19 protein-coding genes and 1 pseudogene are annotated in these 19,806 nt (G+C 72.2%); 12 read left to right on the top strand and 8 right to left on the bottom strand.

Features of this window, described 5'->3' with window-relative positions:
* Positions 1-242: 242 nt before the first annotated feature.
* The 3 genes from AB5J51_RS37175 to AB5J51_RS37165 all read left to right on the top strand — a co-directional run bounded on the left by AB5J51_RS37175 (position 243) and on the right by AB5J51_RS37165 (position 4,172).
* On the top strand, positions 243-536 hold the full coding sequence (locus tag AB5J51_RS37175) for a trypco2 family protein (protein ID WP_369779759.1): 294 nt from the start codon (positions 243-245) through the stop codon (positions 534-536).
* Positions 526-3,498 (top strand): tetratricopeptide repeat protein, encoded by a 2,973-nt coding sequence (locus AB5J51_RS37170; protein WP_369779758.1) that lies wholly within the window; start codon positions 526-528, stop codon positions 3,496-3,498. Before AB5J51_RS37175 ends, AB5J51_RS37170 begins: the two co-directional genes overlap by 11 nt.
* 149 nt (positions 3,499-3,647) lie before the next feature.
* The gene (locus tag AB5J51_RS37165; RefSeq protein WP_369779757.1) at positions 3,648-4,172 is read left to right on the top strand and encodes a VOC family protein; all 525 of its coding nucleotides are present in this window, start codon (positions 3,648-3,650) and stop codon (positions 4,170-4,172) included.
* A gap of 64 nt (positions 4,173-4,236) precedes the next feature.
* On the opposite strand, the gene AB5J51_RS37160 is transcribed toward AB5J51_RS37165, so the two are convergent.
* The 4 genes from AB5J51_RS37160 to AB5J51_RS37145 all read right to left on the bottom strand — a co-directional run bounded on the left by AB5J51_RS37160 (position 4,237) and on the right by AB5J51_RS37145 (position 9,183).
* Positions 4,237-4,890: a CE1759 family FMN reductase gene (locus AB5J51_RS37160; RefSeq protein WP_053786722.1), complete on the bottom strand. Its 654-nt coding sequence runs from the start codon at positions 4,888-4,890 to the stop codon at positions 4,237-4,239.
* The gene (locus AB5J51_RS37155; protein ID WP_136224010.1) at positions 4,887-5,987 is read right to left on the bottom strand and encodes an LLM class flavin-dependent oxidoreductase; all 1,101 of its coding nucleotides are present in this window, start codon (positions 5,985-5,987) and stop codon (positions 4,887-4,889) included. The genes AB5J51_RS37160 and AB5J51_RS37155 overlap by 4 nt, the downstream gene beginning before the upstream one ends.
* Positions 5,988-6,094: 107 nt before the next feature.
* Positions 6,095-7,861 carry a methyltransferase gene (locus tag AB5J51_RS37150; protein WP_369779756.1) on the bottom strand — a complete coding sequence of 589 codons (1,767 nt, stop codon included), beginning with the start codon at positions 7,859-7,861 and terminating at the stop codon, positions 6,095-6,097.
* 104 nt (positions 7,862-7,965) lie between these two features.
* Positions 7,966-9,183: a 4-hydroxybenzoate 3-monooxygenase gene (locus tag AB5J51_RS37145; RefSeq protein WP_369779755.1), complete on the bottom strand. Its 1,218-nt coding sequence runs from the start codon at positions 9,181-9,183 to the stop codon at positions 7,966-7,968.
* Between the two features lie 366 nt (positions 9,184-9,549).
* On the opposite strand from AB5J51_RS37145, the gene AB5J51_RS37140 reads away from it, so the two are divergent.
* The 4 genes and pseudogenes from AB5J51_RS37140 to AB5J51_RS37125 all read left to right on the top strand — a co-directional run.
* A complete protein-coding gene (locus tag AB5J51_RS37140; protein ID WP_369779754.1) occupies positions 9,550-11,022 on the top strand; it encodes an Rv1355c family protein in 1,473 nt (490 codons plus the stop codon).
* 111 nt (positions 11,023-11,133) lie between these two features.
* Positions 11,134-11,907: a hypothetical protein gene (locus tag AB5J51_RS37135; protein WP_369779753.1), complete on the top strand. Its 774-nt coding sequence runs from the start codon at positions 11,134-11,136 to the stop codon at positions 11,905-11,907.
* Between the two features lie 58 nt (positions 11,908-11,965).
* Positions 11,966-12,532 carry an ankyrin repeat domain-containing protein gene (locus AB5J51_RS37130; RefSeq protein WP_369779752.1) on the top strand — a complete coding sequence of 189 codons (567 nt, stop codon included), beginning with the start codon at positions 11,966-11,968 and terminating at the stop codon, positions 12,530-12,532.
* Positions 12,533-12,800: 268 nt separating this feature from the next.
* Positions 12,801-13,055: pseudogene (locus tag AB5J51_RS37125) on the top strand (hypothetical protein); the annotation flags it as partial.
* A gap of 26 nt (positions 13,056-13,081) precedes the next feature.
* Here AB5J51_RS37125 and AB5J51_RS37120 read toward each other — a convergent pair.
* Positions 13,082-13,648, bottom strand: a complete 567-nt coding sequence (locus tag AB5J51_RS37120; protein ID WP_369779751.1) for a histidine phosphatase family protein — start codon at positions 13,646-13,648, stop codon at positions 13,082-13,084.
* Between the two features lie 261 nt (positions 13,649-13,909).
* Between AB5J51_RS37120 and AB5J51_RS37115 the strand changes: the two genes are divergently transcribed.
* A complete protein-coding gene (locus AB5J51_RS37115) occupies positions 13,910-14,182 on the top strand; it encodes a hypothetical protein (protein WP_053786717.1) in 273 nt (90 codons plus the stop codon).
* Positions 14,183-14,193: 11 nt separating this feature from the next.
* Here AB5J51_RS37115 and AB5J51_RS37110 read toward each other — a convergent pair whose 3' ends face one another.
* Positions 14,194-15,666, bottom strand: a complete 1,473-nt coding sequence (locus AB5J51_RS37110) for a sialidase family protein (RefSeq protein ID WP_369779750.1) — start codon at positions 15,664-15,666, stop codon at positions 14,194-14,196.
* A gap of 238 nt (positions 15,667-15,904) precedes the next feature.
* Between AB5J51_RS37110 and AB5J51_RS37105 the strand changes: the two genes are divergently transcribed.
* The 4 genes from AB5J51_RS37105 (at position 15,905) to AB5J51_RS37090 (ending at position 17,424) form a co-directional block, all read left to right on the top strand.
* Complete coding sequence (locus AB5J51_RS37105) at positions 15,905-16,396, top strand: DUF2975 domain-containing protein (RefSeq protein ID WP_053786715.1); 492 nt, start codon at positions 15,905-15,907, stop codon at positions 16,394-16,396.
* Positions 16,396-16,617 carry a helix-turn-helix transcriptional regulator gene (locus tag AB5J51_RS37100; RefSeq protein ID WP_053786714.1) on the top strand — a complete coding sequence of 74 codons (222 nt, stop codon included), beginning with the start codon at positions 16,396-16,398 and terminating at the stop codon, positions 16,615-16,617. The genes AB5J51_RS37105 and AB5J51_RS37100 overlap by 1 nt, the downstream gene beginning before the upstream one ends.
* Before the next feature lie 185 nt (positions 16,618-16,802).
* Positions 16,803-17,012, top strand: a complete 210-nt coding sequence (locus AB5J51_RS37095; RefSeq protein ID WP_136224005.1) for a hypothetical protein — start codon at positions 16,803-16,805, stop codon at positions 17,010-17,012.
* A gap of 157 nt (positions 17,013-17,169) precedes the next feature.
* Positions 17,170-17,424: a hypothetical protein gene (locus AB5J51_RS37090; protein ID WP_136224004.1), complete on the top strand. Its 255-nt coding sequence runs from the start codon at positions 17,170-17,172 to the stop codon at positions 17,422-17,424.
* A 25-nt stretch (positions 17,425-17,449) separates the two neighbouring features.
* On the opposite strand, the gene AB5J51_RS37085 is transcribed toward AB5J51_RS37090, so the two are convergent.
* Complete coding sequence (locus AB5J51_RS37085) at positions 17,450-19,054, bottom strand: FAD-dependent oxidoreductase (RefSeq protein ID WP_369779749.1); 1,605 nt, start codon at positions 19,052-19,054, stop codon at positions 17,450-17,452.
* 159 nt (positions 19,055-19,213) lie between these two features.
* Entirely contained in the window at positions 19,214-19,753 is a 540-nt protein-coding gene (locus AB5J51_RS37080) for an EF-hand domain-containing protein (protein WP_053786710.1), read from the bottom strand.
* Between the last annotated feature and the right edge of the window lie 53 nt (positions 19,754-19,806).

Here is a 19,806-nt window from a genome sequence, read left to right as displayed (position 1 = left end):
GCGCTGCTCCGTCCGCCCCGGTCCGGCGGCATCGCGGACCAGCAGGAAGACTGAAATGCGGGACCCTGACGCCGCCTCGAACCACACACCGGTCCACGGACGCCCAGGGCCTCCTTGTCGTGCGGCAGAGCGAGCGCGACAGAGCCATCGGCGTGCGCTGCTGCGTGATGATGTTGACTACCATCGTGGGTAGTTGACGTGCCGACCGGCCTGGGGGGCTTCTTGTGAATGACGCGGTCGAATTGGCGGACATGATTGCGCAGCTGCGCCGGGAGCTGAGCCGCGCGATGTCCGCCGGTGAGGATTCCGACCTGAAGTTCAAGGCGGAGCGCGTGGAGTTGGAACTGACCGTGGGAGTGGAGCGGACCAGCGAACCGGGCGTGAAGGTGCGGTTCTGGGTCTTCGACGCCGGCGCCTCGGCGAAGCGCTCGGCCACCGTCACCCAGAAGCTGACCCTCACGCTCCAGCCCGTACGGGCGGAGGCGCCCGAGCAGATGGCCCTGATCTCCGGGGACGAGCTGCTCGATGAGCGCTGAGGCGGCCCCGCGGCGCGGCGGACTCGACCCGCACCGCATCGCCGAGGTCATCGTCACCACCGCCGCCGGAGGCGGGCGGCGGGGCTCGGGGTACCAGGTCGGCGACACTACGGTTCTGACCGCCTTCCACGTGGTGGCGGGGGCGGCAGAGGTGCTGGTGCGTTTCGACGCCGACCGGCCGGGCCAGTGGGCCGCGACGGCGGAGCTCGCCTGGTCGGATTCCGGGACGGACGTCGCGGTGCTGACCTTCACGGCCCCGCCGGGCGCGGCGCCCGTCCCGTCCGCGCGGTTCGGCCGTATCGGCGACGACCGGCACGCCGTCATCGACGTCCACGCAGCGGGCTTCCCGCTGTGGAAGCGCCGACGCGGCGCCGACGGCAGGCAGTTCCGGGAACTGCACCAGGCCGACGGAACCGTGGCCGCCCTGTCCAACCTGCGCACCGGAACCCTGGAGATCACGGTCCCGGCGGCGGCCGCCGACCCCGACCCCGCGGTATCGCCCTGGTCGGGGATGTCCGGGGCCGCCGTGTGGGCCGGGCCGTACCTGGTCGGGGTGGTCGCCGAGCACCACCGCGGGGAAGGCCTCGGCCGGCTGACGGCGGTCCGCATCGACCACACCCTGCAGCGGGTCGCCGACGGCCCCCGGGCGGAGCTGGCCGCGCTGCTGACCCTGCCCGATCACGCGGCGCTGCCGGAGGTGGGCGCCGAGCCGGACGGCCCGCACGCCCTGGGTGGGCCGGCCCCGTCGAAGGTCATCGGGCTGCCGGTGGCGCACGGCCTCGAGCTGTTCAAGGACCGGGCCGAGGCCCGGGACCTGATCGGCCGCCACCTCGCGGACCCGGGCATCCGGATGGTCACCGTCACCGGACGCCGGGGCATCGGCAAGAGCGCGGTCGCCGCCAAGGTCATGGAGCTGCTGGAACGCGGCGAGTGGCCGGGCCACGCCCAGGCGCCGCTTCCGGCGGGCCTGGTCAACCTGAGCACCCGTACCTCGGGGGTCTCCCTCGAACGCCTCTACTTCGACTGCGCCCGCGCCCTGGGCCCCGCGCACGAAGCCCGCCTGCTGGAGGTCTGGGCCGCCAACCGCCCCGTGCCGGACAAGATCGATGAACTCTTCGCCGCGATGGGGGACCGGCTCTTCGTCATCCTGGTCGACAACCTGGAGGACCGGCTCCTGGACGACGGCCGGCTCGACGACGAGGAACTCGACACCTTCTTCGACTGCCTCTTCCGGGCCCGGGGCACACCGAGGCTGCTGGTCACCTCGCAACTGCCGCTGCGCCTGCCGCCCGAGCTGCGCCGGTTCGCCGCGGAGGTCGAGCTGTCCGACGGTCTGCCGCCCGCCGAATCCGTCGCGCTGCTGCGCGAACTCGACCAGGACGGGACTCTCGGTGTGGCGCAGCTCTCGGACGAGGAGCTGCTCCACGCGGTGGTCCGCGTCCACGGAGTGCCGCGGGCGCTGGAACTGCTGATGGGCGCCATGGCCGACGACACCCTGATGCTGCCGACGCTGGAGGACGTTCTCGAGGACTTCACCCTGCGCGGTGACGTGGTCGCCGGCCTGGCCCAGGACCGCTACCAGCGGCTGGGTACCGACAGCCGCAGCGTGCTCAACGTCCTCGCGGTGCTGCGCACCCCCGCGCCGCGTGAGGCGGTCGAATGGATCGTCGGCGGCCTCGACCCCGCCCTCGACGTCACTGCTGCCCTGTCCGGCCTGCTGCGGATACGCATGCTGTCGGTGGACCGGCGAACCCGCACCTATGCCCTGCACCCGATGGACGCCGACCTCGCGTACGGTGCCCTGCCGGCCGAAGGCCTGCTGGGGCGATCCGCGTTGGAGCGACGCGCGGCCGAGTGGTACGCGAGGATCGCCCCGCCCCGCCGGGACTGGCGCACGCTGGACGACATACAGGCCCAGCGGCGCGCATTCGACCACCGGGTGCGGGCCGGGGACATGGACGAGGCAGCGCTGATCATGGGCGCCATCGGGCCATGGATGGTGTGGCACGGCTCGGTGCTCTCCGCGATCTCGATGCACCTGACTCTGGAGGAACGAGTGAACGACGACCGGGCACGACTCGCCCACCTCATCAGCTTCGGGCACGCCCGGTTGAGCGGCGGCCCGCTGCCGCACGCGCTCGAACTGTTCACCGAGGCTGCGGAGGTGGCCGAGCGCATCGAGGACCGTCACGCGCTCCAGGAGGCCATGTTCGGCCTGGGCGACGTGCACCGGCAGCTGGGCCGCCTGGAGGACGCGGCGGGGCCGCTGGCCCGGGCCGGCGCGCTGGCCCGGGAAAACGGCGATGCCGAGGCGGAGGCCCACGCCGTCCTCAGCCTCAGTCTCGCCCACAGCACCCTCGGCGACGGCGAGGCAGCCCTGGCGGGCGCCGACCGGCTGGGCGAACTCGCCGCGGCCTCGGGGGACCAGCTCACCGAAGCCCGCTCCTGGAACGCCCGCTTCACGGCCCTGCTGACCCTGGGCCGCTGGGAGGAGACCATCGCGGCGGGCGACCGCGCCGTAGGCGCCTACGCGGCCGCGGGCGTCCAGGAGGCGACGGACTACGCGCTGAACGCCAAGGGCGTGGCCCTGCTCGCCCTGGGCCGCCCCGAGGAGGCCCTGGCCTGCCTGGAGGAGGCGCTGCGCGCGGCGTCCGCCATGGAGAATCCGCGGACCGAGGGCGTCTGCCTCTACAACACCGCCTGGGCGCAGTGGACCCTGGGCCGGTACGGGCAGGCAGCCGAGGCGGCCGAGCGCTCGGCCGCGTCCCTGCACCGCGCCGGGGCCGTCGAGGCCACGGCGGCGCAGGCACTGGGCGAAGCGGCCCGCGCCAGGATGGTGCCCGCTGCGCGTACGGCGGCCGATGCCCTGGACCGGGCGGCGCAGGGCGCCGGCAGCAACGTGGAGATGGTCCGCCCGGCCTGGCTGACCGCGCAGGCCGAGCACTTGCGCGACCATGCCTGACGGCGCTCCGCCGAACCGCCCTGTGCGGGCGGATCGCCCTGCACCTGATCAGCTGATCGGACCACCGTGAAGGAACTAGGACGGAACCTGACCTGGTTCGGTCGTACTGTCGGCCCGTCAGCAGGAATCCAGCTGAGAGGACGGTACCGTTGAAGCGCACCGCACCCGAGGGCTACACCAGCGTCGCACCGTGGGTCGTCACCGACGACACCGGCGCGCTGCTCGACTTCATCACCGCGGCGTTCGACGGCGAAGAGCTCGCCCGGGTGCCCGTCGAAGACGGCACCATCGGCCACGGCGAGATCCGCATCGGCGACACGGTCGTACTGGCCTTCGACCGCCGGCCCGACTGGCCGGTGATGCCCGCGCTGCTGCGCGTCTACGTCCCCGACGCGGACGCCGCCATGGCCGCCGCGGTGGCGAACGGGGCAACGGTGATCACCGAGGCCGCCAACAGTGCGTGGGGCGACCGGGGCGGCAGGGTGCGCGACCCGTTCGGCAACATCTGGTGGGTGTCGAGCCGGGTCGAGGACGTCGCACCGGACCGGGCCTGGCAGCGGATGTCCCAGCCGGAGTACGCGGAGTCGATGCGCATCGCCCAGGAAACCCTGGACGCCGAGCTCAGCGGGCGGGAGTCCGGGGTGTCCAGCGCCCCACGACGTCCGGCCTCCTGACTCCCTCGTCCGGCCGGCACCGGCGAGCGCGGCGCCGGCGGTCGAAGGGAAGGTATCGCTGCGGCTATTCGGCCTGGAGCGCGGCCAGTCGTTGTGCGAACGGCACCACCTCGAAGCCGCCGGCCTGGTGCACCGACGTGATCGCCCCTGTCAGGGACCGGGGTGCGATCGCGGTGGCGGTGTCGACGTCCGGGATGACGTCCCGGGCGGCGGGCGCCATGAAGCGTGCCAGCTCCGCGCCCGCACGGGCGATCCGTTGCGCCAGGCCCTCCTCACCCCAGTCCTGCGAGGCTGCGTACACAGCCGTCGGAAGGACGAGCGCACGCAGGTAGCTGAAGAGCGGGCGCAGAGCGTGTTCGGTGACCAGGGAGTGCCGGGCGGTGCCGCCCGTCGCGCCGAGGAGCACCGGTTTCCCTGTGAGGGCGTCCTTGTCGATGATGTCGAAGAACGATTTGAACAGGCCGCTGTACGACGCCGCGAACACGGGAGTCACGGCGACCAGGCCGTCTGCGGCTGCCACCGCGTCGAGCGCGGCGGCCAGCCGGACGGGCGGGAATCCGGTGACGAAGTGCTCGGCGATCTCCGTCGCCAGGTCCCGCAGTTCGATCACTTCGGCCCGTGCATCCACGTGGCGCAGTGTCGCGGCTGTGAGCCGGTCGGCGAGCAACCGTGTGGAGGAGGGCGAGCTCAGTCCTGCCGATACGACGACCAGCTTCATGCCTGCGTCTCCTCCTTCGAAGTCTCCCGGGCGGCCGCAACACGGGCCGGGTGCGTCGGGGCGTCGGGCACTGCGGCCGGGCGCAGGTTCGCGAACTCCTTGCGCAGCACCGGCACGACTTCCTCGCCGAGCAGGTCGAGCTGCTCCAGGACGGTCTTCAGGGGCAGACCCGCGTGGTCCATCAGGAACAGCTGGCGCTGGTAGTCGCCGGCGTAGTCCCGGAAGGACAGGGTTCGCTCGATCACCTGCTGTGGCGAGCCGACGGTCAGCGGGGTCTGCGAGGTGAACTCTTCCAGGGACGGGCCGTGGCCGTACACCGGTGCGTTGTCGAAGTACGGACGGAATTCGCGCACGGCGTCCTGCGAGTTCTTGCGCATGAACACCTGGCCGCCCAGCCCGACGATGGCCTGCTCGGGGGTTCCGTGCCCGTAGTGGGCATAGCGCTCGCGGTACAGGTTGACCATCTGCCGGGTGTGGGACGCCGGCCAGAAGATGTTGTTGTGGAAGAAGCCGTCGCCGTAGTACGCGGCCTGCTCCGCTATCTCCGGGGAGCGGATGGAGCCGTGCCATACGAAGGGCGCCACGCCGTCGAGCGGGCGGGGGGTGGAGGTGAAGGACTGCAGCGGCGTGCGGAACTTGCCCTTCCAGGTGACGACGTCCTCGTCCCACAGGCGGCGCAGCAACGCGTAGTTCTCGATGGCGAGGTCGATGCCGTCGCGAATGTCCTTGCCGAACCAGGGGTAGACCGGTCCGGTGTTGCCGCGGCCCATCATCACGTCGACGCGGCCGTCCGCGACGTGCTGGAGCATCGCGAAGTCCTCGGCGATCTTCACCGGGTCGTTCGTGGTGATCAGCGTCGTGGACGTGGAGAGGATCAGGTTCTCCGTGCGCCCGGCGATGTAGCCGAGCATCGTCGTCGGCGAGGAGGGGACGAACGGCGGATTGTGGTGTTCGCCGGTCGCGAAGACGTCGAGGCCGACCTCCTCGGCCTTCTGCGCGATCGCGAGCATCGCTTTGATGCGCTCGTGCTCGCCCGGCGCGCGGCCCGTCGTCGGATCGGCCGTGACGTCGCCGACGGTGAAGATCCCGAACTGCATGGCTCCCCTTCCCAAGATTGTTTACAATTCAACCATACCTGGGAACGGGGAGTGCTCCCGAGGTATTCCCGATCGAGGACGGGCCCGCACGCCCACGTCACCCGAGCTCAGCTCCGTCGGACCGTGGGGTCCGGGACGGCCGCCCTGCGGGCGTGCAGCACATGCGCGTCCAGGGGCAGCGGGCTGTGGCCGACGAGCTGGAGGCCGGCGTCGGCGAGCAGGCGCGCGTAGTGGTCGGCACGGCGCTCTCGGCCTCCGACGTTGCAGAGCATGTGCAGGTCCCAGGCGGTGGCCAGGGAGGGGGTACCGTCGGCGGGCAGGAGCCGTTCCACGACGAGCAGGTCCGCGTGGGCGGGCATCGCGCGGGCGCAGTGGCGCAGGATCTCCCGGCAGCGGTCGTCGTCCCAGTCGTGCAGGACGCGGGAGAGGACGTAGACGTCCCCTCCGGGCGGCACGTCGGCGAAGTCGCCCGCGCGGTAGTCGCAGCGCGCGCCGCACCCCGCGGCGCCGAGCAGGCGGCGGGCGGCCTCGACGGCGTGCGGGCGTTCGAGGAGGACACCGCGCAGGCGCGGGTGTGCGGTGAGGATGCGGCCGAGGAGCTCCCCGTTCCCGCCGGCGACGTCGACGACGGTCGCGGGCTGGGGCGCCTGGGCCGCGGCGGTGATGACCGGGTGGTCGGGGAGCGGCTCGAACATCCGTGAGCTCGCGGCCATGGACCGGTCGAAGAGCGCGGCGAGTTCGGGGTCGCGGGCGAAGTGGTCGAAGTGGTTCTCGCCGAAGAGGCGGTCGAAGGCCGGCTGCCCGGTCCGCACCGCGTGGTCGAGGTCGCCGAACGAGCGGTAGAACGGGCCGCCGTACATCAGGGCCAGCGGCCGCATCGACCCGGGCGCGTCCGCGCGCAGCAGGGCGCCGAGTCCGGTCAGGCGGAATCCTTCCTGCTCCTGGTCCGGGTCCTGGGTCACGGCGCCGAGCATGGCGAGGTAGCGCAGGAGCGTGGCGAGGCTCCGGGGGTGGGTTCCGGTCAGCCGGGCGAGGTCCTCGGTGCGGTGCGCGGTCCGGGTGTCCATGGCATCGGGCAGGGACAGCCGGGCGAAGGCGGCGAGGGCCTGTGTGGTCCATGCGCCGGTGAGGAGGCGAAGGAGCGTTTCGGCGGGTTGTCCTGCGGTGCGGTGCGGGTGCTGGTGCTCGTCGGAGTGGTCCAGGTGGGCGGCGAGGGCGGCGCGGTGGTCGCCGTGTGCGTAGAGTTCTAGCCGCCGGTAGCCGCGGACCGGATCCGCTGGGGTGGTGAAGTACAGGACCGTGCCGTCCTCGTGCGGGTTGTACCCGCCGCCGTCGGGGCGCGCGCCGTGGCGGACGAGGATCGCGCACAGGCCGCGCAGCGCCAGCGGGTCCGGGTGCTCGATCTCGAAGGCGAGGTGGGCCTCGTGCCGCCGGGTGCGTTCGTAGGCGGCGATCCGCTCCAGGCCGGAGGACGGGGGCACGGTCAGGGCGAACACCTCGACCGCGCGGTGCTCCCCGGCACTGCCGTGCACCTGCGGGCGCAGGATGCGTACGTCGAGCTCGGCCGGATCGCGCCGGTGGCGCCGGGCGAGGCGTTCCCGGACCACCACGCTGGGGTGGGAGGGGGTGTCCGCGGCCAGCCCGCAGTCGGCGAGCTGGGTCCGCAGGCTGTCCGCGTCCGGCGGGAAGAGCAGCAGCCCTGCGTGGGCGAACCGGCAGTGCCCGGCGAGTGCCTGCAGGTCCGGTCCGCCGAGTCCGGGCAGGAGGAGGGGCAGCAGGGCGGCGCTGTCGTGCTCGCGGACGAACTCGGCCGCCGCGCGCAGGCGGGCCGTGTCGTCCAGGAGCATCGTTTCGCCGGGGATCGTCGTCGTCATCGTGGGGGTTCCTCGGGCCGTTACGGGTCGGGACGGGGCAGGGCGGAGCAGGCGCAGGACGCGGCGCCAGGTCAGCGGGACCGGGGGGCGGGGGGCAGCGGCCGTCACACGCCGACGTAGTTCTCGGCGAACCACTCCTGGTGGATGCGCGAGGTACGCAGCGACGCGAGCCGGGAGCGGCGCAGCGCGGCGTGGAAGAACGATCCGGCATCCTGGTCCCCGCCGGGTGCCGTGTGCAGCAGCCGGGTCATCCACCCGGTGAACTCCTGGGCCCGCCAGATGTGCGCCAGGCACTGGTCCGAGTACCGGTCGAGGCCCGCGGTGTCGCCCCGGGTGAGGGCGTCCGTCAGGGCTCCGGCCAGGAGCTCGGCCTCCAGGACCGCGAGGTTGGTGCCCTTCGCGGCGGCCGGGGCGAGCAGGCTCGCCGCATCGCCCGCCAGGAAGAGCGAGCCGTGGCGCAGCGGTTCGATCACGTCGCAGGTCAGGTCGAAGATCCCGCGTTCCAGGAGCGTGCCCCGGTGCAGCGGGCCGTGGTCCGCGGCGCGCATCCGGTCGTCCAGCTCGTCCCAGATCCGCTGCTCGGGCCACGCATCGGCGGGGATGCCGCGCTGCCACTGGAGGTAGTAGCGGGTGACGTCCGCGGTGCGGGCCATGTGTCCCGCGAAGCCCCGGTCGTGGATGGCGTAGCCCACGGCGTCGAGGCTCGGCGGGGCTTCGGCGAGCAGGCCGAGCCAGGTCACGCCGTGGTCGTGGTGGCGGCGGACGGCGCCCGGTGGCAGGGAGCGGCGGGCGGCCCCGTGCCGGCCGTCGCAGCCGGCGACGTAGCGGGCGGACCACCGGGTGGGACGGCCGTCGGGCTCGCGCGTCGTGACGTACGGCCGGGTGCCGTCGGCCTCGCGCACGGCGAGCGCCTCCGTCTGGAAGCGGATGCGTCCGCCACGGCCGAGGTAGTGCGTCAGAAGGTCCGTGACCAGGTTCTGCTGCGGGTAGACGTGATGCTGCTGCCCGCCCTGGCCGAGGGAACCGTAGTCCAGCCGGAACCGGCCGTCTTCGGTGCGGAATTCGCAGGTGCCGTGGCGCAGGCCGCGCCGGTGCAGTCCGTCGGCGAGGCCGTGACGGTCCAGGATCCGCCCGGTGTTCGGTGCGAGGAACCCGGCGCGGGCCCGGGTCTGGACGTGGGTGCGGGAGGCGCGTTCGAGGAGGACGCAGTCGATCCCTGCTGCGTGCAGCAGGTTTCCGAGAACGAGCCCGGCCGGACCGGCACCGAGGACGATCACGTCGGCTGATTCCCGTAATGCGCGGGAGTTCTGACTTTCCGTCATAGCGCGTGAAGCATAAGCACGCGAAGATCGATGAACCTACGCAAGCCATCCATAGGCAGGAATAGAGTGACAATCACCCTTGACGTTTCCGGCCCGTGACGGCGGGGCCGGGAGCGGTGTCCGCGGCCGGCAGTGGTGTGCGCCCGGGCGTGCGGGCACCGCCACACGCCCGGGCGCACACCCTGCCGCAGGCTTTGCCCGTGCTCCCCGCCGCTCACCGGCCACGGGAGGCCGTACACGCCGACGAAACCACCACGGTACGGGACGGCCCGATCGTAGGCTCCGCCTCGTACCCGTACCCGCCTGGCGGCAGCCGACGGCGGCGCCCGTCGCCCGTGTCCGCACGGGACTTCACGAAAGTGCCCCATGAGCCTGGAAACACTGATCAGTTCTCTCACCGCGGCCACCGCCGACGAGGACGTCCCGCTGCGGCCCACCCTGTACTCGCTCGACGATCCCGCGCAGCGGGGGGCCCTGGGCGCGCTGCTGGAGCGCGGCGAGGTGGCCGCCGTCCGGAACGCTCTGGCCGAGCAGGTGGCCGAGTTGCTGACCGCACGCCGGCCGGACTGGTCCCCGGACGCGGATGAGCTGGCCGCCGCCGTGGAGGCGCACCTGGGCGGGCGGCCGGCGAGCGCGTACGGGTCCTGGGCCTGGTACCCGTGGTCGCGCCAACTCGTCCACGTGCTGCCCCGGGACGAGTACCGCGAGCTGCGGCAGTCCCGCAACCGGTACAAGATCACGGCAGAGGAGCAGGAGCTCCTGACGGGCCGCACGATCGCCGTGATCGGCCTCTCGGTGGGGGCGGCGAGCGCGGTCACGCTCGCCCAGGAGGGCGTGGGCAGCCGGTTCCGTCTCGCCGACTTCGACCGGTTGTCGCTGTCGAACCTCAACCGCCTGCGGGCCTCGGTCGCCGATGTCGGGCTGCCCAAGGTGGTGATCGCCGCACGCCAGATGTACGAGATCGACCCCCATCTCGACATCGAGGCCTGGCCGCAGGGACTCACCGCGGAGAACGTCGATGCGTTCCTGACCGGCGGCGGGCGCGCCGATCTCCTCGTGGAGGAGTGCGACGACCTGTACATCAAGGTGTACGCCCGGGAACGGGCCCGCGCGCACCGCATTCCCGTGCTGATGGAGACCAACGAGCGCGGCATGCTGGACGTCGAACGGTTCGACCGCGAACCGCATCGCCCGCTGCTGCACGGGCTGCTGAGCGGCGTGGCGGCCGCCGACCTGGGGGCGCTGTCCACCCGGGAGAAGGTGCCGTACGTCCTGCGGATCCTCGAACAGGAACGGCCGTCGGAGCGGTTCGTACCGTCGCTGGTCGAGATCGGGCAGACCATCTCCTCGTGGCCGCAGCTCGCCTCGGGGGTGGCGCTCGGCGCCGCGCTGGTCACCGACACGGCACGTCGCCTGCTCCTGGGGACGTTCACGGCGTCGGGGCGCTGGTTCGTCGACCCCGGGGAACTGGTCCGCGACGGCACGGAAACGATGCTGCGGTCCGAAGGGCCTCCCCCGGCCGGAGAGGCGCGGGAGGTCGCGGCGCGGGAGGTCACCGAGCGGGAGGTCACCGAGCGGGAGGTCACCGCGCCCCTCCGCCTCCCCGAGGCCGGACGTCCGCTGGACGAGGAGGCGGTGCGCCGTCTCGTCTCGTACGGGATACAGGCCCCGTCCGGCGGCAACGTCCAGCCGTGGCGGTTCGTCTCGCGGGGACGGGTGCTGGAGTGCCGGCTCGACGACGACCCGGCGCCGACGCTGCTCGACTTCGAGCGGTCGGCCAGCCATCTGGCGATCGGTGCGGCAGCGGAGAACATCGACCTGGCCGCCCGCGCCGCCTGATGGGCCTGCCGGGCCCGCGTCTTCCCGGATCCGGCCGATCCCGGCCTGGTCTGCGAACTGTCCTTCACGGACGAGGGGGTCGACGAGGCAGGCGCGACGGACGGGCCGCGGGTGCCGCTCGCCGAGTGGATCGGTCACCGTACGACCAATCGCGCCCCGGGCACGGCTACTCCCCTCGCGGGCCCGGACGCCGCAGCGCTGACACGGTGCGCGCAGGAGAGCGGAGCACTGCTCGACCTGGTCACCGAACGGGACGGGTTGGAAGAGGTCGGCCGCATCCTGGGCGCCGGTGACCGGCTGCGCATCATGTCGCCGGCGCTGCACCGCGACATGATGGCCGAAATACGCTGGGACGACGAGGAGGTCCGGCGCACCCGGGACGGCATCGACGTCGCCACCCTCCAGCTCGACCGGACGGACCTGGCCGGCATCACCATCGCCCGGCACTGGCCGAACCTCGCCTTCATCCGGCGGATCGGGGGCGGTGCCTCGTTCGAGGAGGGCGCCCGCAAACTCGTCGCCGCGTCCTCGGCGATCGGCGTCCTGAGCGTTCCCGGCACGACGCCCGATGCCTACGCGCGCGGCGGCCGGGCGCTCCAGCGGCTGTGGCTGACCGCCACTTCCCGCGGGCTGGTGGTGCAGCCGCTCACCGCGCTGCTCTACCTCCTCGCGCGCGTCGAACGGGGCGGCGGAGCCGGGCTCGACCCCCAGGAGATCGCGGCGCTTCGGGCCCTGCACACCAGGCTGGCCAAGATCCTGCCGCACCGCCCCGACCACGCCGAGCTGATACTCGTACGGCTGTCGTACGCCCCACCGCCCGCGGTCCGCTCGCTCCGCCGCGACGTCGGCTCGTGCCTGCGCTTCGCGGGGCCGGAGGGCGCCTGACAGTACCGGTCGCGGATGAAAGCGGACAGCGGGCCGTTGCGCATCAGCCGATCGCCGGTTGCTGGACGCCGCGCGGGCCGGGGACGCCGTTGCCGTACGGACGGCCGTCGAAGAGGGAGCGGACGTCGAGGTGCGTGATGAGGAGCCGCGCACGCCGCTGCTCCTCGCCTCCCTCGGGAACCACGTGGAGGTGGCCGGGGTGCTCGTGGCGGCCGGCGCCGACGTCGACGCCCAGGATGCCCGCCAGGACAGCGCCTGGCTGGTCACCGGGGTGACCGGCAGCGTGGCGATGCTGCGCGTGTTGCTCCCGGCCGGGCCGGACCTGCGGCGCACCAACCGCTTCGGCGGCGTGTCGCACATCCCGGCGAGCGAGCGCGGGCACGTCGCGTACGTGCGGGAAGTACTGGCGGTCACGGACATCGACGTCGATCACGTCAACCGGCTCGGCTGGACCGCCCTGCTGGAGGCCGTCATCCTCGGCGACGGGGGCCCGGCCCACCAGGAGATCGTACGGCTGCTCCTCGCCGCCGGCGCGGACCGGGAACTGGCGGACGGCGACGGGATGACGGCGCTCGCGCACGCGGAGCGGCGCGGGTACGCCGAGATCGCGGAGCTGCTGCGGTGAGGGCGCCGCGCGTGCCCCGGGCCGGCAGGCGTTCGCCGGCGCTGGTCCTGGCCGGGGTTGCCGTGCTCGCCGGGTGCGCGGCGGGCGGTGGCGGTGGCGGGCGTACGAGCGGCCCGGACGGTGCCGCGGCCGCGGTGGCACCGCGGGTCGGGTCATCCGCAGCCGACGCGGCCGTGCCCACGGCGCACGGCACGCTCCTGGTCACCGACTTGGGCGGTTCGACCGTGACCTTCGTGGATCCCGCGCGCGGCCCGGTCGGCAAGGTCGACTCGTGGTCGGCGCGGCGCAGGACGGGGCGGCGGCCTCGCTGACGGTCCGCTCCCGCAAGGGGGCGGAGCGCACGGTCCCGCTGAAGGGGCCGCACGAGGACGTCGCGGTCACTGCGGACGGCCGCACCGCGTACGTCACGGGTGGCTTCACGCGGGACGGCCGCTGGAACGGAATCACCGTCGTGGATCTGCCGACCGGTACGACACGCCGCCTCCCGGCGGGCGAACGGCCCCTGGGGATCGCCGTGCTGTAGGACGGCGGTTTGACATCCTTCCCTCCCTACCCCCGCGGGACGGCCACGTCCGTGAGCAGCGCGCCGCCCGGCCCGAGGTCCGACCAGACGCCCTGTCGGCTCAGTACCGCCACCGCCGAGGTCGGGAACTTGGTGCGGACGCGCTCCAAGGCGTCCCCCACGGCCGCCCCGGCGACCAGCAGCACCAGATCCTCCAGGCCCGGGTTGTGCCCGACGAGCAGCAAGGTGCCCACCTCGGGAGAGACTTCGCGGACCACGTCGAGGAGTTCCCGCGCGTCCGCCCCGTACAGGCGCGGATCGTGCCGGAGGGGCGGGATGCGGTCCAGCTCCGCCGACGCCAGGTCCCAGGTCTCCCGGGTGCGGCGTGCCGGGGAGCACAGCACGAGATCCGGTACGCCGAAGGAGCCGGCGAGCAGCCGGCCGGCCGCGGGCGCGTCGCGCAGCCCGCGGGGCCCGAGCGGACGGTCGTGGTCGGGAACACCGTCCGGCCAGGCGCTCTTGGCGTGTCGCAGGACCACGAGTCGGCGCGCCGTGCCTTCCGCTGCCGCGTTCCGTGCGTCCTGAACCTCGGGGGCTTGGTCGCGATGCCTCATACCCCGAGCGTAGGGCGAGCAGAGCCGCCATGAGAGCTGCCGGCTCGTGGCGGGGCGCCGCCGGTCATACGGTGGAAGCAGCAGGATGCGCGCCTCCGCCGCACCCGGCGGCGGTGTCCGTCCCGCCACAGGCCGCGCACGACCCTGTGGCCGGTCCCTGGGCCGAGTGGCGTGGGCGGCTCCCCGACTCCCGCGCCCAGAGCCGCTCGGGCACCGCCGGGGCCTGGCCGTGTGAACCATCCCGGAAAGCAGGTGCGTCCCATGCGCACGTCGACCCGCGTCGCCGGTGTCCTCACCGGCCTGACCCTCACGCTCTGCGGCGCACTCGCCGCCCCCGCCGCCCAGGCGGACATCCCGGCCTGCACACAGATGGCCATCCAGGCGGGTGGCAGCGACAGCGACGCCATCGCAGCGGCCTGCCGCCGTGGTGTGAGCAGCGACCTCCAGGGCTGTGTGACCGGGCTGACCGCGGCCGGAGTGCCGGGCGGCGCTGCGAACGGCGCCTGCCGGGCGGCCGCCTACGAACCCCGGTAGACCGGGGTCGGTCACCGGGTGCGGAAGGTGCCGCTGTACACGTCCGTACGGTTCTGTGGTGCGCCGGTGTGGGTCTCGGTCAGTACCGCCCGTACTCCCTCGCCGTCGGCCACCAGGCCTTGGTAGTCGCCGAGGAAGTAGCCCCCGGCGAACGGCGCCTGCAGCCAGTCGAAGATCCGCGAGATCCGTCGTTCGGTCCGCAGCTTCGGGTCTCCGTGCGGCAGCGTGGCCAGCTGGTAGGCCGCGGGCAGGGTGGTGGTGTTGCCCGGCTTGAGGAAGCGCAGGTCGTAGTAGGTGAGCGCGAGCGTGCCCCGCTCGTCGACCGCTACCGACGGGGAGAAGGCCGGCACGCCCTCCGGGCTGATCAGCTCCGGGCTCCCCCAGGTGCGTCCGCCGTCGGTGGAGCGCACCAGCTGGACGGAGTCGAACCTGCCGCCGGAGAAGTCCGAGCCCTCGTAGGCCATGTACAGCGTGCCTGTCCTCGGGTCGACGGCCGGGCTGGGCAGGGTGGATGCGGCGCGCAACAGCTTGGTGGGGTCGTTCGGGTCGACCTCCGGTACGGAGGTGTCCCGTGCCACGGTGACCGGGGCGCTCCAGGTCTCTCCGGCGTCGGTCGAGGTGACCACCGCGTAGTGGGCTTCGACGACGGTGCTCAGGTCGTCGGAGTAGGTGATCCGGTCGAAGAAGTCGTACAGGGTGCCGGTGTGCCGGTCGACGACGATCAGATGACCGATGGTCTGCGTGTTGGGCACGGTGCTGGTGTCGACGAACTGCCGGGCCTCGCTCCACGTGCGTCCGCCGTCGCGGGTGAGGGAGATGTATCCCGGACCGTCGAGGGAGCTGGGGCCGGGCGGGTCGTTGTCGAGGCGGTTCCAGACCTGGTAGGCGGTGCCCTTGCGGATCGGGTCGGCCGTGAGTGAGGGCTTGTCGTTGAAGAACGGCTGCTCGTCGACGTGCGTGGTGGTGAGGTTCTGCCAGGTGCGGCCGCCGTCGCGGGACGTGGCGGCCAGGAGGCCGGTGCGCGTGCTCTTCGTGAAGTCGACGCCCTCCCCGCCGGCGTAGACGGTGCCGTCCGGTCCGGTGCTCACCCAGGGGTCGGTGGCCCGTTCGAAGTCCGCGCCGCCCTTGGCGCACAGGCTGAACGGCAGCGTGCTCCGGTGGAAGGTGCGGCCGTCCGTGGTCCAGCCGGCCACCAGGCCACGGGCGCCGCCGTCGTTCCAGCGGTCCTGCTGGAACACGGTGACCACGCGCTTCGAGTCGCGCGGATCGACGGACAGGTACGGCTCGACCTCGGTGCCCGGATAGACGACGCTGTCAGGAGATCTCACGCCGATGGTGCAGTCCGCGTACGGGTCGCCGTGGGACACCCTGACCAGCGGTGCGCCGTCGGCGCCCCGGTCTGCCGCGGCGGGAGTCGCGACGGTGACCGTGGTGAGCAGGAGCGCGGCGGTGGCTACGGCGGTCAAGGGCAGGGGGACGCGCATACGGGATCTCCTCCGGGCAGGGCGGCCGGGGTGCGGGACCGCCGTCATCACGGCGGCGTGGGGCGCGGAGGCATACCGGAACGCGGGGGTGGGACGACTCCGCTCGGTCCTTTTCGGCGCCGCGGCAGGTGCCCTTGATGGGCCGGACGGCGGAGCCCTCCCCACCGGCCGTCCCAACCCTTGCCTCATCTATCGAATTTCGATAGATTCCCATCGTGAATCGATGGAAGGATGGGTCATGGGGAAGCTGACCGTGGGGGCGCTGCGCGCCGTGCTCGTGGTGGTGCTCACCGGCACCGTGTTCGTACAGACACTGATGGTGTGGACGCTGGTCAGCGGGAACGACCCCGAGGACGGCTCGATCCCGCTGACCCCGCTGCGCGTGATCACGATCCTGGGCATGCTGTCGGCCCAGGTCGCCCTGGTCTCCGTCTGGCGGCTGGTGACGATGGTGCGCCGCGGAACCGTGTTCTCCCACGCCGCCTTCCGGTACGTGGACGCCGTGATCGGCGCGATCGTGGCGGCTGCCCTCCTGTGGTTCGCGGTCACGGCCGTCAATGCGCCGGGCCAGCGGGAGGACCCGGGCGTCACCGTCATCATGGGCGGCATCGGCCTGGCCATCCTGGGGGTCGCGCTCATCGTGCTCGTGCTGCGGATGCTCCTGGCCCAGGCCGTCGCGCGCGACGTCGAAGCCGCGCAGATGCAGGCCGAGTTGGACGAGGTGATCTGATGCCGATCACCGTCGACATCGACGTGATGCTGGCCAGGCGGAAGATGTCCGTGGGCGAACTCGCGGACCGCGTGGGGATCACTCCCGCCAACCTGGCCGTCCTCAAGAACGGCCGGGCCAAGGCGGTGCGCTTCGCGACGCTCGCCGCGCTCTGCGAAGTGCTCAAGTGCCAGCCGGGCGACCTGCTGCGCTGGGAAGCCGAGGACACGGCGGAGGGATGACCCGCCCCGGCACGGGCGTGCGACGAAGCCCGGAGCGGGCCCGGCGCTCACGGGGCACGAGTTGCGGTGCACAGCTCGCCTGGCGTGCCTCCGGCGCATCGCCCATGCTGAAGAGGAGGGCGCCGTCAGCCCTGAGACTTGTCCTTCCGCAGGCCCGAAGTCGGCGCCTGAGAGGAGAGAAAGTCATGCGCATGCGAAGAATCCTCGGCCTCGCGCTGGCCGCGGCAACCCTTGCCGGCTCGAGTGCCATCGGCGCCGTCAGCGCTCAGGCCGCCTCGTCTCCGAACATCACCAGAGACGAGTGCACCGCCGCGGGCGGACAGATCACGTCGGTCCCCTACGGGGGCGAAAGCTGCACGATGCCTGACGGGACCATCCAGCGGATCACTTCCTGACGGGACCATCCAGCGGCTCACTTGACGCGCCTTGCGGCCTGAACGTGACGTCATCCCGCCGTCGCCCGTGGCAACCTTCGACTGAGCGGTACCGGGCGGGCCTCCTCCGGATGAAGTGTCGGAGCCGGGACGGTGGTGGTCCCGGCTCCTTCGTTTCGTGTCACATGACTACACGGTGAGGCCGGAAATGGACAAGGAAAAGCCGAAGGTCTTCAGCGATCCGGAAGCACTCTCGGACGAAGAGATGATGAAGCTGATCAATGAAATCCTCGACAGCGTCCCACCCGAACAGGCCGAGGCCCACCTCCTCGCCATTGCCGAGGGAAGACCGGCTCCCCGGGACGTTCCGGTGGACCTGACCCCCGCCCAGGCGAGCAGCCTTCTCCTCTTCCTCCACAGAGGCGGCGGCTGATTGCGCCACAGCGACGGGGTGTCCGTCAGAAGCCGCAGGGCGCTCCCGCACCCCGGAAGCGCTCGGGATGACGCCGTCGGTACTCGACCAGGGACTGGGCGACTGCGGCTCCTTCACCCACGGCGGCGCCGACCCTCTTGACGGATCCGGAGCGCACGTCGCCCACGGCGAACACCCCGGGCACGCTGGTCTCCATCGGCAGTGCGTCCGGGCCGGCTCCGCCGCTTCCGGTCAGGACGTATCCGCGGCCGTCGAGCTTCAGACTGCCGCCGAGCCAGTCGGTCGACGGGTGGCCGCCGATCAGCACGTAGAGGCAGTGCGCGGGGACCGTGCGCTCGCCGCCGTCGCGATCGCGCAGACTCAGAGCGGTGAGAGTCGCCCCGCCGTGGCACTCGGCCACCTCGGTCCCCAGGAGGACCTGCAGGCCCGGCGTCCGCTCGATGCGCTGGACGAGGTAGCTCGACATGGAAGCGCCGAGGTCGGCGCCCCTCACCAGCAAGGTGACGGTGCGGGCGTAGCGCGCGAAATAGAGGGCGGCCTGTCCGGCGGAGTTGCCCGCGCCCACCATGTACACGTCCTCCCCTGCGGCCGAGGGGGCGTCGGACAGGCATGCGCCGTAGTACACACCGGAGTTGAGCAGGCGGTCGACGCCGGGAGCCGTCAGGCGGCGCCAGTCCACGCCCGTGGCGACCACCACCGCTGCCGCTGTCACCGAGGCCGTCTCATCGGTACCCGCCTTGACGAACTCGACGGTGTGGTCCCCGGTGTCCGTCGGGGTCACCCGACTGGCCACCCGGGTGGGCTGCCACTCGACGCGGGCGCGACGGGCCTGTTGCAGGGCGCGCTGGGCGAGATCGCCACCTGTGAGCCCTACGGGGAAACCGAGGTAGTTCTCGATCCGCGAGGTCGATCCCGCCTGACCGCCGGGCGCGTCGTCCTCGATCACGACCACGCTCATGCCCTCGGCAGCCGCGTACACGGCCGCGGACAGACCTCCGGGGCCACCGCCGATCACCGCGACGTCGTAGTGGTCCTGTTCGGCCGGCCGGATGAGACCGAGCCGCTCGGCCAGGTCACTGAGCGAAGGATCCACGATCTCGGTGCCGTCCCCGAGGCGGACGGTCACCGGGGCGTCCCGTACGTCCTCCTCAGGGAGCCAGCGGAAGATCACGCCGCTGCGGCCGAGGAAGTCACGCACCGCATAGGCGGCGGGTGAGAAGCGGCTCCCGCGCACCTCGGCGGTCGGCACACCGCCGTCGTGGTCGGCGTTCCACGTGCACAGGGAATCGTCGAGCGCGCCACGAAGGTGCTCGGCCGGGTCGCCATCGTCCCGGGCCGCCCCGACGGGGGTGCCGTCGGACTCCGCACCGCCGCGCTCGGCCAGCGACAGCCAGCGCACACCCGGGTGCTGCGCGGCACCCGGGTCCGGTGCTTCATCGGCGAGCACGGCTGCCACCGGTACCTTCCGGTCGGCCAGCGCGCGCAACGCGCGGACCACCTCCGCCTGCCCTCCGACCTGCAGCACGCGGAAGGACGTCCGGTACCAGCTTTGCACCAGCTCAGCGGTTTCATGGCGGCGGAGCGGGTCGGAGTCGGAGAGAACAATCACCGGCAGTGCGGCATCGGCCATCAGAGGTCCTCCAGCAGGTCGTGAATGATCGGCTTCCTCCCCGGTCAACGAGCGGGGACGCCATTCGAACCGGTCTGGAGAAGCCACTGGAGGAGGGCGGGCAGCAGGGGCGAATACTGCGTACCCTCCCCCGTCTTCCGGACCCGCCTCGGACAGCCCTCAGAGGCGCCCGAAGAACTGGTTCCCGCGGGCCGAGTAGTTGTCGCTCGTGTAGTACTCCTTCATTGCGGAGCTGATCTCGTCACGGCTCAACTGCCCGTCACCGTCCACGTCCAGCTGACTGAACGCCTCGTCGAAGGTCTCGCGGGGCAAGCGGAACATGCCGTGGAGCAGCGAGGTGTACTCCTCCCGGCTCAGCATGCCGTCGCCGTCGCGGTCACCGAGCTCCGTCCAGGCGTTGCTCATGTTCCTGATCCGTTCCCAGATCCTGTTCTGATCCGTGACGATCCGCGCCCGGAACGCCGCCCGGAACTCGTGCCGGTCGACCGCTCCGTCGTCGTTCTTGTCCATCTTCTGGAAGACGGCGTCCCAGAGGTCCGCCAACGAGTCCCGGAGTCCGGCCACTGTCGCCGGAGCGACCCCGAGTGATTCGGCGAGCTTGTCCGAGAGGCCGATGACGTCCGACTTCTCGAGCCGCCCGTCGCGGTCCGAGTCGAAGACATCGAACGACCGGTCCAGCTTGATGTCCAGAACGCTCACGACAACATCCCCTTCACTCCACGTAGTCGACTCGCTACAGGCGAGGCGGGCTC

It is taken from the genome of Streptomyces sp. R33 (assembly GCF_041200175.1).
Taxonomy (GTDB): Bacteria; Actinomycetota; Actinomycetes; order Streptomycetales; family Streptomycetaceae; genus Streptomyces; species Streptomyces katrae_B.
The sequence above is the reverse complement of the archived record's forward strand: the minus strand, read 5'-3'. Positions and strand labels throughout refer to the sequence as shown.

Coding starts and splice junctions, on each gene's coding strand:
- AB5J51_RS37170 (WP_369779758.1), top strand. CDS start 526: ATGAGCGCTGAGGCGGCCCCGCGGCGCGGCGGACTCGACCCGCACCGC.
- AB5J51_RS37160 (WP_053786722.1), bottom strand. CDS start 4,890: ATGAAGCTGGTCGTCGTATCGGCAGGACTGAGCTCGCCCTCCTCCACA.
- AB5J51_RS37155 (WP_136224010.1), bottom strand. CDS start 5,987: ATGCAGTTCGGGATCTTCACCGTCGGCGACGTCACGGCCGATCCGACG.
- AB5J51_RS37150 (WP_369779756.1), bottom strand. CDS start 7,861: ATGACGACGACGATCCCCGGCGAAACGATGCTCCTGGACGACACGGCC.
- AB5J51_RS37145 (WP_369779755.1), bottom strand. CDS start 9,183: ATGACGGAAAGTCAGAACTCCCGCGCATTACGGGAATCAGCCGACGTG.
- AB5J51_RS37140 (WP_369779754.1), top strand. CDS start 9,550: ATGAGCCTGGAAACACTGATCAGTTCTCTCACCGCGGCCACCGCCGAC.
- AB5J51_RS37120 (WP_369779751.1), bottom strand. CDS start 13,648: ATGAGGCATCGCGACCAAGCCCCCGAGGTTCAGGACGCACGGAACGCG.
- AB5J51_RS37115 (WP_053786717.1), top strand. CDS start 13,910: ATGCGCACGTCGACCCGCGTCGCCGGTGTCCTCACCGGCCTGACCCTC.
- AB5J51_RS37110 (WP_369779750.1), bottom strand. CDS start 15,666: ATGCGCGTCCCCCTGCCCTTGACCGCCGTAGCCACCGCCGCGCTCCTG.
- AB5J51_RS37105 (WP_053786715.1), top strand. CDS start 15,905: ATGGGGAAGCTGACCGTGGGGGCGCTGCGCGCCGTGCTCGTGGTGGTG.
- AB5J51_RS37100 (WP_053786714.1), top strand. CDS start 16,396: ATGCCGATCACCGTCGACATCGACGTGATGCTGGCCAGGCGGAAGATG.
- AB5J51_RS37095 (WP_136224005.1), top strand. CDS start 16,803: ATGCGCATGCGAAGAATCCTCGGCCTCGCGCTGGCCGCGGCAACCCTT.
- AB5J51_RS37085 (WP_369779749.1), bottom strand. CDS start 19,054: ATGGCCGATGCCGCACTGCCGGTGATTGTTCTCTCCGACTCCGACCCG.